The sequence below is a fragment of the Edwardsiella hoshinae NBRC 105699 = ATCC 33379 genome (assembly GCF_000474215.1).
Classification (GTDB): Bacteria; Pseudomonadota; Gammaproteobacteria; order Enterobacterales; family Enterobacteriaceae; genus Edwardsiella; species Edwardsiella hoshinae.
The window spans coordinates 90,922-104,279 of record NZ_BAUC01000023.1 but is presented as its reverse complement, the minus strand read 5'-3'; the positions used below and the strand labels follow the sequence as shown (position 1 = coordinate 104,279).

General features: G+C 58.8%; 9 protein-coding genes. 1 reads left to right on the top strand and 8 read right to left on the bottom strand.

Going from position 1 to position 13,358, the window contains the following annotated elements; all coding sequences use genetic code 11:
* The 5 genes from apaG to lptD all read right to left on the bottom strand — a co-directional run bounded on the left by apaG (window position 1) and on the right by lptD (window position 6,020).
* Window positions 1–378: a Co2+/Mg2+ efflux facilitator ApaG/CorD gene (gene apaG, locus EHO01S_RS11455; protein WP_005282530.1), complete on the bottom strand. Its 378-nt coding sequence runs from the start codon at window positions 376–378 to the stop codon at window positions 1–3.
* Window positions 379–402: 24 nt separating this feature from the next.
* A complete protein-coding gene (gene rsmA, locus EHO01S_RS11450; protein WP_024524081.1) occupies window positions 403–1,218 on the bottom strand; it encodes a 16S rRNA (adenine(1518)-N(6)/adenine(1519)-N(6))-dimethyltransferase RsmA in 816 nt (271 codons plus the stop codon).
* Window positions 1,211–2,203: a 4-hydroxythreonine-4-phosphate dehydrogenase PdxA gene (gene pdxA, locus EHO01S_RS11445; RefSeq protein WP_024524080.1), complete on the bottom strand. Its 993-nt coding sequence runs from the start codon at window positions 2,201–2,203 to the stop codon at window positions 1,211–1,213. The genes rsmA and pdxA overlap by 8 nt, the downstream gene beginning before the upstream one ends.
* Before the next feature lie 4 nt (window positions 2,204–2,207).
* Entirely contained in the window at window positions 2,208–3,512 is a 1,305-nt protein-coding gene (gene surA / locus EHO01S_RS11440; protein WP_024524079.1) for a peptidylprolyl isomerase SurA, read from the bottom strand.
* Window positions 3,513–3,632: 120 nt separating this feature from the next.
* Window positions 3,633–6,020 (bottom strand): LPS assembly protein LptD, encoded by a 2,388-nt coding sequence (lptD, locus tag EHO01S_RS11435; RefSeq protein WP_035370514.1) that lies wholly within the window; start codon window positions 6,018–6,020, stop codon window positions 3,633–3,635.
* 160 nt (window positions 6,021–6,180) lie between these two features.
* Between lptD and djlA the strand changes: the two genes are divergently transcribed.
* Window positions 6,181–7,020 carry a co-chaperone DjlA gene (djlA, locus tag EHO01S_RS11430; RefSeq protein ID WP_024524077.1) on the top strand — a complete coding sequence of 280 codons (840 nt, stop codon included), beginning with the start codon at window positions 6,181–6,183 and terminating at the stop codon, window positions 7,018–7,020.
* Between the two features lie 80 nt (window positions 7,021–7,100).
* Here the strand turns inward: djlA and rluA are convergent, their stop codons facing one another.
* The 3 genes from rluA to EHO01S_RS11415 form a co-directional block, all read right to left on the bottom strand.
* A complete protein-coding gene (rluA, locus tag EHO01S_RS11425; protein WP_024524076.1) occupies window positions 7,101–7,808 on the bottom strand; it encodes a bifunctional tRNA pseudouridine(32) synthase/23S rRNA pseudouridine(746) synthase RluA in 708 nt (235 codons plus the stop codon).
* Window positions 7,808–10,714: an RNA polymerase-associated protein RapA gene (rapA, locus tag EHO01S_RS11420; protein ID WP_024524075.1), complete on the bottom strand. Its 2,907-nt coding sequence runs from the start codon at window positions 10,712–10,714 to the stop codon at window positions 7,808–7,810. Before rapA ends, rluA begins: the two co-directional genes overlap by 1 nt.
* Window positions 10,715–10,978: 264 nt before the next feature.
* Window positions 10,979–13,330, bottom strand: a complete 2,352-nt coding sequence (locus EHO01S_RS11415) for a DNA polymerase II (protein WP_024524074.1) — start codon at window positions 13,328–13,330, stop codon at window positions 10,979–10,981.
* Between the last annotated feature and the right edge of the window lie 28 nt (window positions 13,331–13,358).

Below are 13,358 nucleotides of genomic sequence, written 5' to 3'. Positions count from 1 at the left end.
TTAGTTAATCAGACTCGGGATGGCTAGACGGAATACCGGGATGGCGATACGGAAGATCTGCCCGTGATGGTCGACCATTTCGTAATGCCCCTCCATGGTTCCGCAGGGGGTTTCGATGATAGCGCCGCTGGTGTACTGAAACTCGCCACTGGGCAGGATCAGCGGCTGTTCGCCGATGACTCCTTCGCCCTGGACTTCAGTTTGGCGACCGTTACCATTGGTTATCAACCAATAACGGCGCAGGAGCTGTACGTTAAAACGCCCTAGGTTACGCAGCGTCACCGTGTAGGCGAAGACGAAGCGCGCCTCTTCCGGCAGAGACTGCGATGCGGCATAGACACTCTGTACCTGGACGGTAATACGCGGGGTGTCGATCATAACGTAAGGCTCCTGTTTGCACGGTTACTGGACCGGAGGATGCTCACACAGCCAGTTAGCCAGCCGGCAATACTCTGCCACGGATAGCGTCTCTGCTCTGCGTGCGGGATCGATTCCCAGCGCGCTGAGTTGTTCGGCGCTAAACAGATGGCCCAGGCTATTGCGGATGGTCTTACGCCGCTGGTTAAAGGCCTCGGTGGTGATACGGCTCAACACCCGTACATCGCTAACCGGATGGGGCAGTTCGCGGTGCGGGATCAGACGAACCACGGCGGAATCCACTTTCGGTGCGGGACGGAAGGCTGAGGGCGGCACCTCCAATACCGGGATCACCTGGCAATAGTATTGCGCCATCACGCTCAGTCGGCCATAGGTTTTGCTATCTGGCCCGGCAACTAAACGGTTAACGACCTCTTTTTGCAGCATAAAATGCATATCGCCGATGGCGGCGGCGTAGCTGAATAGATGGAACATCAGCGGCGTGGAGATGTTATACGGCAGGTTGCCGAAGACACGCAGAGGCTGGCCGGCTTCACGTGCCATCTCACCGAAGTCGACGCTCATGGCGTCTTGCTGGCGAATGGTCAGCTTGCGGCTGATAAACGGATGGGTCGACAGGCGTTCGGCCAGATCGCGATCCAGCTCGATGACGGTCATCTTATCCATCCGATCGGCAACGGGCTCGGTCAGGGCACCGAGTCCTGGGCCGATTTCGACCACCGCCTGACCTGGCTGTGGATTGATGGCGGACACGATGCTGTCGATCACGAACTGATCGGTCAGGAAGTTCTGTCCAAAACGCTTGCGGGCCAAATGCCCCTGGTGAACTCGACTATTCATTGCTGTGGTTGGTCATCTCTATGGCAAGATTTAATGCGGTAATAAAACTGCCGGGTTGTGCCTGGCCGCTGGCGGCGAGATCCAGCGCGGTGCCGTGATCTACCGAAGTACGGATAAATGGCAAGCCCAGCGTGATGTTGACGGCGTGGCCGAAGCCTTGGAACTTGAGCACCGGCAAGCCTTGATCGTGATACATCGCCAATACGGCGTCGGCCTGATCCAGGTACTTGGGTTGAAACAGTGTGTCAGCGGGAAGTGGCCCGACGAGATCCAGGCCACGGGCGCGTAGGTGCTCAAGAGTCGGGATGATCACCTCCAGCTCTTCGCGCCCCATATGCCCGCCTTCGCCGGCGTGGGGATTGAGCCCACACACGTAGATGCGCGGCTGGTGAATACCGAATTTATTGCGTAGATCACTATCCAGAATGGTGATCACTTCGCTCAGTGTCTGCGGGGTGATGGCGGCGGGCACGGCCTGCAATGGCAGATGGGTGGTGGCCAACGCCACCCGCAGGCGTTCGCTAGCCAGCATCATCACGACTCGCGCGCAACCGCTGCGCTCGGCAAAAAACTCGGTATGGCCCGTAAACGGCACGCCGGCATCGTTGATGATCCCTTTATGCACCGGCCCGGTGACCAGGGCGGCGAACTCACCGTTCAGACAACCATCACAGGCACGCGCCAATGTGGCGACGACATAGTGGCCGTTGACGACATTGAGTATGCCAGGGACGACATCGCCGTCCAGCGGCACAGGCAGAACCGTCAGGGTACCGGGTTGCTGCGCTTGCGCGGGGTGATTCGGCTCATAGTCACGCAGGGTTAAGGGCACGCCGAGTAGACGCGCCCGAGCCAGCAATAACACCGGATCGGCGCAGACCACCAATTCGACCGGCCAGGCGTGCTGCGCCAGCAGGACGAGCAGATCCGGGCCGACCCCGGCGGGCTCGCCGGGGGTGATGACGATGCGACGCGTCGGTGTCATGAGATTACTGTGCTCCGTTGGCGTTATTGCCGAGGATCTTCACATAGGCGGCGGCGCGTTGCTCTTGCAGCCAGCTCTGTGCCTCTTCGGCGAACTTCCGGTTGAATAGGATGCGATAGGCTCGTTCTTTCTGTGCCTCGTCGGTCCGGTCGACTTGACGCGTTCCTAGCAGTTGGATCAGATGCCAGCCGAAGTTGGAGTGCACCGGTTGGCTGATCTCACCCTTATTCAGTTTCATCAGAGCGTCACGGAAGGCGGGGTCATACATCGACGGTACCGCCCAGCCGAGATCCCCGCCTTTCTGGGCGCTACCAGGATCTTCGGAATACTGTTTGGCGGCCTGTTCGAAGGTGATTTGGCCCGACTTGATCTGGGCCGCCAGCGCCGCTAACTTGGCATGTGCCTGCGCATCGCTCATCACCGGCGAGGTGCGTAGCAGGATGTGGCGGGCATGTACCTCGGTAACGGAGACGTTAGCTTGATCGCCACGCAGATCGTTGACGCGCAGGATATGGAAGCCGACACCAGAGCGGATCGGCCCGATGATGTCGCCTTTCTTGGCGTTTTGCAGGGCTTCGGCAAACAGGGTCGGCAACTCTTGCAGACGACCCCAGCCCATCTCACCGCCTTTCAGCGCCTGGGGATCGGCGGAGTAGGTAGCCGCCAGCTTGGCGAAGTCGGCACCGTGGTGTAGTTGCTGTACCAGCGATTCGGCTTGTTGCTGTGCTTCGCTGACTTGTTGCTGCGTCGGGTTCTCCGGCAGCGGGATCAGAATATGGCTCAGATTGACGGCGGTCTCACCGCTATTCTGGTTGCTGATTTGCTTGGCCAGGGCGTCAACTTCTTGCGGTAAGATGGTGACGCGGCGGCGCACTTCGTTGTTGCGCACTTCGCTGATCAGCATCTCTTTGCGGATCTGGGCGCGGTAAGACTTATAGTCGAGCCCATCGGCGGCCAGGCGGCTACGCAGCTGTTGCGGCGTCAGATGGTTCTGCGCGGCGATGCCGTTGATGGCGTTGTCCAGCTCGCTGTCGGAGACTTCCAACCCCATACGTTTGGCCATCTGTAGCTGAATGTTGTCCATGATCAGGCGTTCGAGGATCTGATGACGCAACGTCGCATCGTCCGGTAACTGTTGGCCGGCCTGCTGTGCGTTGAGTTTCACCGATTTCATCATGCCATCGACGTCGCTTTCCAGGACCACACCGTTGTCTACGATAGCCACGACTTTATCGACGACTTGGGGGGCCGCAAAGGCGGTATTAGCGCACAGCACCACGCCGAGGATCAGCGTTCTCCAGTTCTTCATAACTATCCTATAGTAGTAATCCGCCTCTGGCGGGTTTCAAGTTTACCTTACTGCCAGCCCTGCATGGCTAACGGTATTATCTGCATTTTTCTACCGTTAGACCACGCGCGGCGCCAAATGTTAGAAGGCGCGTTGATACGGGAGGATACCGGTACGCAGCATCTCTTCCGCACCCAGGCTGTAGTTCTGGTTCATGCCACGTAGGGAAAAGCGGAGCGAGAACCGATTATCGTATTTACTGCTCTGAGTCGTGTTGTCCCAGCTGTTGATCTTCCGTTCATAAGTGACGCCCAGCGACCAGCAGCAGGTGTTGTACTGCACCCCGGCGATGGCGTCGGCGGACTGTTTCGCTTTGGTGTCATAATAGTAACCGGCAACCGCCGCCCAACGCTCCGCTAATGGCAGGCTACCGATGATCCCGGCCTGGCTGATCCCTTGGTTATAGATGGCGTTGTTGGCATAACGCGGCAGCATGGAGGTAATGTACTCTGGGCTGGCATAACGATAGCTCAGCTGCAACACGCTTTCGGCATCTTTGCGGTACTCCATTACCGCGTTACCCAGCGCCACGCTGTTTAGGCGGGTATCGTACTGCAACCCGCCCCGCAGTCGCCAATTATCGGTCAGTTTGAGATAACTGTCGCCGGCCCACACCAGGCTGCCGGTATTCTCATGGCGATCGATATTGGTGGTTTCATCGCCGGTGCGTGCTGGCGAGAAATAGTAGATCTGACCGATAGAGGCGTTGAAGCGTTCATTCTGTTGATCGTCATACAAGCGAGTGGTCAGACCGGTGGTGACCTGATTGGCCGAGGCGATGCGATCCAGCCCACTGTAGCTACGATCGCGGAACAGGCCGGTATAGTCGGTTTGCAGCAGCGTAGAATCGTAAGCGTAGATATCGCTCTGGTTGCGATACGGAATATACAGATACTGGGCGCGAGGCTCCAGCGTCTGGGTATAGCCGCTGAACAGTGCGGCATCACGCTCGAAAACCATCTTGCCGTCGAGTTTAAACTCTGGCATTACCCGATTTATCGAGTCCTTCAGCAGCGGGAAGTTCTTGGGTTTCGGTATATCCTGTTGGTAGTGGGTCGCCAGCAGTTTGACTTCCGTATTCAGGCTAGCCCAGCGGTTAGCGAGCGGGAGCGACAGTGTCGGTTCGGCGTGGTAGCGATCCGCCTCCGGCATGTCAGGGTTTTCGTTGGTGAACTTGACCGCCTGGCCATACAGGGTGAAATCGAACGGTCCCAGATCGTTTTTGTAGTAGTTCAGATCCAACTGGGGCTGGGTACGGTAGGCGTTAATGTCCCCGGCATTGGCGAACACTTGGAACTGGGTGGTCGATAGGGTGGCGTTCCAGTTGGTTTCCGCATAGCCCAGAGAGAATTTCTGGGTGGCGTAACCGCTGGTACTGGAGCCATAGGCCGAGTTGAGATCGGTAAAGTAGTAAGGATCGCTGACCTTGGTGTAGTCGACGCCGAAACGCCAATGGTTGAGCACACCGCTGTGACGCCAGTAGAACAGCCAGCGATCACGGTTTTGCAGATCCGCCAGGGCCTGACCGGTGATGCCCTGTTCTTTACGGTCTTGCTGGAACTGACGATCGTTACCCAGCCAGTCGAACTCGATCAATCCCATGCCGAATTCGCTCAGGTAGCGGAATTCGTTTTGCAGCTGTAGCCCGCGCTTTTGCATATAGTGCGGAGTGATGGTGGCGTCAGCCTGCGGGGCAATGTTCCAGTACCAGGGTAAAGAGAACTCCAACCCATCACCGTTGGAGTAGTTGACGTTGGGGATCAAGAAGCCGGAGCGGCGTTTGCTGCCGGTCGGGAACTGGAGATAAGGACTATAGAATATCGGTACCGGGCCCACTTTAAAGCGAGCGTTCCAGATTTCAGCAACCTGCTCTTGGCGATCCTGAATGATTTCGGAGCCGGCGATGCTCCAGCTATTGTCGCCTGGCAAGCAAGAGGTAAAGGTGCCGTTTTCCAGAATGGTGTAACGATTGGCGGCGCGCGTCTTCATCAGATCGGCGTCGCCGCGCCCTTGGCGCCCGACGAACTGGTAATCGCCACGCCAGACGTTGGTATCTTTATTATTCAGGTTAGACCAGGCACTTGGACCCTGTAGGCGGATCTGGTTATCCGCGTAGTTGACGTTACCGGTCGCGGTGATGGTTCGCAGCGGGTCGGGTTGTCCACGGATGGCCTTCTGATCCAACTGTACCCGATCGGCGGTCAGGGTACTGTTTCCCTGCTGAATGTCGACGTTACCCTGGAACAGGGCGTTATCCGGGTAGTTGGCCTCGCTCTTATCAGCGGTGATATGCACCGGCAACTCGTTGATATCGCCAGAAACCAGTGGTTTGTCATACGTGGGTACGCCGACCAAGCACTGCTCGGCGAGAGAAGCCAGCGCCTGCTGACTGTAGAGCGCTGACCAGACGAGGGTGGCTATCAGCGTGGGTATACTTTTTTTCATACGCGGTGTCAGGAATTCCGTCATCAGGGGCGTCTTGCCGCAATCGGTCAGAGACTATCTTACCCGCCAGCGTGGCGCTAGTGCTAAATTGGGGCACAGCGATGCCGCTGCCATTAGGCGTCCGAATAAATGACAGGTATGATAAAGCAAATTATGTCCCACGACATGATGAATTGAGGACGATATGCGCTATTGGGGTAAATTAGTAGGGGTGCTGCTGGGCCTGATGTCCGGGATCGGTTTCTGGGGCGTGGTACTGGGTTTTCTGGTCGGCCATATGTTCGATAAGTCGCGCGAGATCAAACGGCGTGGCTATTTCACCAACCAGCAACAGCGCCAGGAGCTGTTTTTCCGTACCACCTTTCAGGTTATGGGGCATCTGACCAAGTCGAAAGGACGGGTGACGGAAGCAGATATCCAAGTCGCCTCCATGTTCATGGATCGCCTGAATCTGCATGGTGAGGCCCGTATGATGGCGCAGCAAGCCTTTCGTGAGGGCAAGGCGTCGGGTTACCCGTTGCGTGAACGCCTGCGCGAGCTGCGTAGCGTCTGCTTCGGCCGTATCGACTTGATTCGCATCTTTTTGGAGATCCAGTTGCAGGCGGCTTTCGCCGACGGTCAACTGCATCCGAACGAGCGGGCCGTCTTGTATGTGATCGCCGAGGAGTTGGGTTTCTCACGCGCCCAGTTCGACCAATTCCTGGGAATGATGGAGGGGGGACGTCAGTTCGGTGGCGGCTACCAGCAAGCGGGCGGCCAACAAGGGTATTATCAGCAGCAAGGCGACTTCTACGCGCCGCCGCAGGGGCCTACGCTGGAGGATGCTTGCAAGGTATTGGGGGTGGCGCCCAGTGCCGACGCCACGACGATTAAGCGAGCCTACCGCAAGCTGATGAGCGAGCACCATCCCGATAAGCTGGTGGCGAAGGGATTGCCGCCGGAGATGATGGAGCTGGCTAAGCAGAAGGCGCAGGAGATCCAGGCCGCCTATGATCTGATCAAAAAAGAGAAAGGATTTAAATAGTGGCGCGGGCTAGCGCTGCCGCGAGCGTGTGATGATGGCCCGCCTTAGCGGGCCATTTTTTTTGCAGCATGTCGTGCAGCCTAGAAGTCCGCTTCGCAGCGGAAATGCATCGGGGTGGCGAAGGCGGGATGGACGATGCGCAGCTCTTGAGCATGTAGCAGCAGGCGAGGCGCTAACGCCAATGCCTGCGGCGGAGCATAGAAGCCATCACCGAGGATCGGATGGCCGATAGCTAACAGATGAACGCGCAATTGGTGCGAACGTCCCGTGATCGGGGTCAGCAGGAGACGCGCGGTTCCGTCGCCGTCACGCGCCAGTACCCGATACGCGGTTTGTGCCGGTTTGCCCTGTTCAAAGCAGACCTTCTGCTTAGGGCGGTTTGGCCAGTCGCAGATCAGCGGCAGATCGATGAGACCTTCATCCTGAGCCGGGTGTCCCCATACGCGGGCGACATAGTGTTTCTGCGGCTCGCGTTCGCGGAATTGGCGTTTGAGTTCACGTTCGGCCTCCTTGGTCAGTGCCACCACCAGCACACCACTGGTGGCCATATCTAAACGGTGGACCGATTCGGCGGTGGGATATTGCGCCTGAATACGCGTCATGATGCTGTCTTGGTGTGCGGGCAGGCGACCGGGTACCGACAACAACCCGCTGGGCTTGTTTAGCACGATGATATGCGCGTCCTGGTACAGCACGTGTAGCCAGGGCTCGCGCGGTGGATCATAGCGTTCAAGCGCTGGTGTAGCGCTGGGCAGCAACATGCCGCCCACAGCAGTAGGCCGGCCCATTACTGGTGCGACACCACGATGAGGCGCAAGGCGTCCAGGCGCCAGCTAGCCTGATCCAACGTTTCCAACACCTTACGCCGGGTGAACTCCAGCGTTTCTAGCTCATCGTCGCGGATGTTGGGGTTGACCGCCTTCAACGACTCCAGGCGGGTCAGTTCGGCGCTCAGCGCCTCGTCGGCCTCTCGTTTGGCTTCGGCGATCAGCTGTTGGGCCTGTTCGCCGATCAGTGTCTCGCCCACTTGCAACATGGCATGTACGTTAGGTTGCACCGCGTTGACCAGCTTGCTGGCGGTATGGCGATTGACGGCGTTCAACTGGCGGTTGAAGCTTTCAAACTCCACCTGCGCAGCCAGGTTATTGCCCTTGGCATCCAGCAGCATGCGCACTGGGGTCGGTGGCAGGAAACGGGTCAGTTGCAACTGCTTCGGCGCCTGGGCCTCGACCACATACACCGCTTCCAGCAGCAGCGTACCGACCGGTAGCGCCTTATTTTTCAGCAGAGAGACGGCGCTGGATCCGGTATCGCCGGAGAGAATGAGATCCAGGCCGTTGCGCATCAGTGGGTGTTCCCAACTGAGAAATTGGGCATCCTCGCGAGACAGCGCCTGTTCGCGGTCGAAAGTCACGGTGCATCCATCCTGCGGTAGACCGGGGAAGTCAGGCACCAGCATGTGATCGGAGGGGGTCAGGACGATCAGATTGTCGCTGCGGTCTTCTTGATTGATACCAACGATGTCGAACAGGTTGAGGGCAAAGTTAACCAGGTTGACGTCGTTGTCCTGCGCCGCGATAGCTTCGGCCAACGCTTGCGCCGCTTCGCCGCCGTTGGAATGCATCTCCAACAGGCGGTCACGTCCCTGTTCCAACTGTGCCTTCAGCGCGTCGTGTTCGGCACGGCAGGTTTTGAGGAAGTCGTCGAAGCCATCCAACTGAGCCGGTTTAGCCAGGTAGCCCAGCAGCGTGTCGTAGTAGCGGTCGTAGATGGTACGACCGGTGGGGCAGGTGTGCTCGAAGGCATCCAGTCCCTGGTGATACCACTGTGTTAAAACCGACTGGGCGGTGTTTTCCAGACAAGGCACATAGATTTGGATGTCACGCGCCTGGCCGATGCGGTCTAGGCGACCGATGCGTTGCTCCAGTAGATCCGGGTTAAACGGCAGGTCGAACATGACCAGTTGATTGGCGAACTGGAAGTTACGCCCCTCAGAGCCGATCTCTGAGCAAAGCAGAACCTGCGCGCCCTCTTCCTGGGAGGCGAAATAGGCAGCGGCGCGATCGCGCTCGAGCAATGACATGCCCTCATGGAAGACGGCGGCACGAATGCCTTCGCGCTCACGCAACAACTGCTCCAGGTGGACGGCTGTGGCGGCCTGGGCACAGATCACCAACACCTTCTCGTCACGCTGGGCCAGCAGGAAGTCGAGCAACCACTCGGCGCGCGGATCGAAGTTCCACCAGGTGGCGTTTTCGCCCTCAAATTCTTGGTAGATCCGCTCAGGATAGAGCATGTCGTTGGCCTGGGCTTCTGGGCTCTTTTTGCTCCCCATGATGCCGGAAACCTTGATCGCCGTCTGGTACTGGGCCGGTAGCGGCAGGGTGATTTGGTGCAGGGTACGCTGGGGGAATCCCTTGACGCCCTGGCGGGTGTTACGGAATAGCACACGGCTGGTACCGTGGCGATCCATCAACATGCGCACCAGCTCGCTGCGCGCCTGCTGGCTGCCAGTGCCGCCGGCGTTAGCTGCCTTCAATAGCGGTTCGATATCTTGCTCAGCCACCATCTCGCTCAGCATGTTCAGCGCCTCCGGCTGGAGGTGGCCGTCGTTGAGCAGCAGCGTAACGGCATCCGCGACAGGACGGTAGCGTTGCTGTTCATCGACAAATTGAGCGTAGTCGTGGAAACGGTTGGCATCCAGCAGACGTAGGCGGGCGAAGTGGCTCTCTTGGCCTAACTGCTCTGGGGTAGCGGTCAACAGCAGTACCCCGGGGATCTGCTCGGCTAACTGTTCGATAACCTGATATTCGCGGCTGGGGGCCTGTTCGCTCCAGGCCAGATGATGCGCCTCGTCGACGACCAGCAAGTCCCAGCCGGCGTCGGCCAGTTGCTCTAGTCGTTGCTTGCTGCGGCGCACGAAGTCCAGGGAGCAGATCACCAGCTGTTCGGTTTCGAACGGATTGCTGCTGTCTTGGGCGGCTTCGGCGTAGCGTTCGTCATCGAACAACGCCACGCGGAGGTTAAAGCGGCGCAGCATCTCGACCAACCATTGATGTTGCAGGCTTTCCGGTACCACGATCAGTACCCGTTCGGCACGACCATTAAGCAGTTGTTGATGGATAATCATGCCAGCTTCGATAGTTTTCCCCAAGCCAACCTCGTCCGCCAGCAGGACGCGCGGCGCATGACGTTGACCGACATCGCGAGCGATGTGCAGCTGGTGCGGGATCAGACTGGCGCGCATGCCGCGCAAGCCACTGGTCGGCAGGCGGAATTGCTCGCTCTGGTATTTCCGCGCCCGGTAGCGCAAGGCAAAACGATCCATACGATCGATCTGCCCGGCGAACAGACGATCTTGCGGTTTGCTGAAGGTCAGGCGGCTATCAAGTAACACTTCGCGCACTGCAATGGGACTGTCACCGTTATCGCAACGCTTGCCGATGTAGGTCAACAGGCCGTCTTGCTCCTGTACCTCTTCGATGCACAGCTGCCAGCCTTCATGAGTAGTGATGGTGTCTCCCGGATTGAACATCACGCGGGTGATGGGGGAGTCATTGCGGGCATACAGACGGTTTTCGCCGGTCGCGGGGAACAGTAGCGTGACCATGCGCGCATCCAATGCGACCACAGTACCCAATCCCAGCTCGCTTTCCGTATCGCTGATCCAGCGTTGACCTAAAGTAAAAGGCATAGATTATCGACTCAACTTTTCGTTCTTGGTTTACATAATGATCGGGTGGCTATCTCAATGGACGCATTGGTCGCCCAGGCCGATTGGGATAGATTCCGAGACTCCCGTCGTGCGGCGGGTGCCTGCATAATTTAGGTATAAACCAACCGCATCACGGCCTGGCGGCAGTGAAGTCGGCGTTGTCGTGGGGAAAGGGCGTTATGGTAATGGATGGCGTCGCATTCGTCACCCCCTGTGTGGGAAGATTCTTATTATTCCGTCGCGTTAGAACAGCCCCAACTGACCGGTTAACTCGGTCGCGAAGTCGGTACCGAGAAAGGGCAAGATAGCATCGGCCACCGGCTGGAGTTGGCGCTCCAAGTAGTGCTGATAATCGATGGGCGCGTCGATGCACTCTAATGGTTGCGGCCCGTTGCGGGTGATGACATAGCCGATCCAGCCGCCCTGCTGATACTGTAATGGCCGCCCGAGGCGACGGTTGTAGTCGTCGGCCAGTCGGGCGGCACGAACGTGAGGCGGCACATGACGCTGGTAGTCGGCGAGCGGGCGACGCAGACGTTTGCGGTAGATTAGTTGCTCATCCAGTTCGCCTGCGAGCAGACGGGTGCTATAGGTGCGGATGATGTCGCGGTAGGGCTGTTCGAGGAAGATGCGCTGGTAGAGCGCCTGCTGAAATTGCTGAGCTAACGGTGTCCAGTCGCTGCGTACCGTCTCCAGTCCCTTGAATACCAACCGCTCGCCGCATAGCCCGGCGTAACGTTTCTTACTGCCGAGATCGGCGCCGCGCAGGGTGGGCATCAGAAAGCGGCGATAGTGGCACTCGTACTCCAACTCTAGCGCGCTGTCTAGCCCATACTCCTGCTGTAAATGTGCCTGCCACCAGGCGTTGACCTGGGCGCACAGCCGTCGACCGATGGTTTCGGCCTGAGCCTCGTCGTGTGCCCGTCCCAGCCAGACGAAGGTCGAGTCGGTGTCGCCATAGATCACCGCATAGCCTTGCTCTTCGATCAGGCGTCGTGTTTGGCGCATGATCTCGTGACCGCGCAGGGTAATCGAGGAGGCGAGACGCGGGTCGAAGAAACGGCAGGCCTCGGTTCCCAGTACTCCGTAGAAGGCATTCATCAGGATCTTTAACGCCTGAGCCAGCGGTGCGTTACCCTGCCGCTTGGCCGCGTCACGTCCGAGCCAGAGACGGCGTACGATATCCGGCAAGGCGTGTTGGCTGCGGGAGAAGCGGGCGCCGAGGAAACCGGGCACGCTGTGGGCCTCGTCTGCTGTCTGATGACCGGCGATCAAGCCGACAGGATCGATGAGGAAGGAGCGGATGATCGCCGGATACAGGCTTTTGTAATCCAACACGATCACCGAGTCATATAACCCGGGCCGCGATGCCATGACAAAGCCGCCGGGGCTGGCTTGAGGGGCGATCTCGCCCGTTGAGGGCGCGACGAACCCCAGTCGATGCATGCGTGGTAGATAGAGATGGTAGAAGGCGGCGACTGAGCCGCCGTGACGATCGGCCGGTAGCCCCGTGACGCTGGCTCGTTCCAACAGAAAGGGAAGCAGGGCTGTGTGGGCGAAGATACGCGTTACCAGCTCGCAATCCTTGAGGTTGTAGTGTGCCAGTGCCGGTTTATCTTGGCGGAAGCGCCGCTCGATCTCGGCCAAGCGCTGGTAGGGGTCATCCAGCGCCTTGCCCTCGCCCAATAGGGTTTGTGCCACGCTATCGAGACTGTAGGAGGGGAAGTGCCAGAAGGCGCTCTTCAGCGCTTCGATGCCGTCGATGATCAGGCGTCCGGGGGCTGAGGCGAAGAAATGCCCAGCCTTGAAGCCATGTTCGCGCCAGGTTAACGGTGTGGCGTCACGGCCCAGATTGAGCGGAATGCCATAGCGTTCGGCGTGGCGTTGCAGGACGCGCAGATCGAACTGTACCAGATTCCAGCCGATGATCGCGTCGGGATCGTGCTCGGCCAGCCAACGGTTGAGCGCCTCGATCAGGGCGGGGCGGCTGGCGACGTAGGTTAGGGTAAAATCAAGAGCCGTCGCATCGCCGTTAGGTGGCCCTAGCATATAGACGATACGCTGGCCGCAACCATGCAGGCCGATCGAATAGAGCTCGCCCTGCGGGCTGGTCTCGATATCCAACGATACGCTGCGCAGCGTTGGCCGATAGTCGGGATGTGGCTTGATTCGCACGGGCGACGCGCCGTTCGTCGTATCCCCCGGCGGCGTGAACCATAGCGGAGCGCAGATGAAACGCTCCATCAGATAGCGATCGGCGGGACGAATATCGGCTTCCAATAGGTGAATGTCCTGTTCTGCTAGGCGGCGTTCGAGTTGTTGGAGTTGGCGATAACTGTGGCAATAGAGCGCCAGCACCGCTTGATGATGGAAGTCGCGCAGCGCGACCGGGCGGAGCGTGCACTGAGGATGGTCGCGCAGTAATGGCGCGGCTTTGGCCTGTTGCGCCGCGGGCAGAAAGGCGACCGCCGATTGCGGCGCTAGTGTAATGCGGCGTGGCCCATCCGGCGTCGCCAGCCATAGGGTGATGCTGACGCCCTGTGGCGTATCGTGCCAATGACGGGTAAGGATAAAACCAGGTTGTGCGCTGTTCACACGGCAGACTCCCAGAGCGGCGATGTTG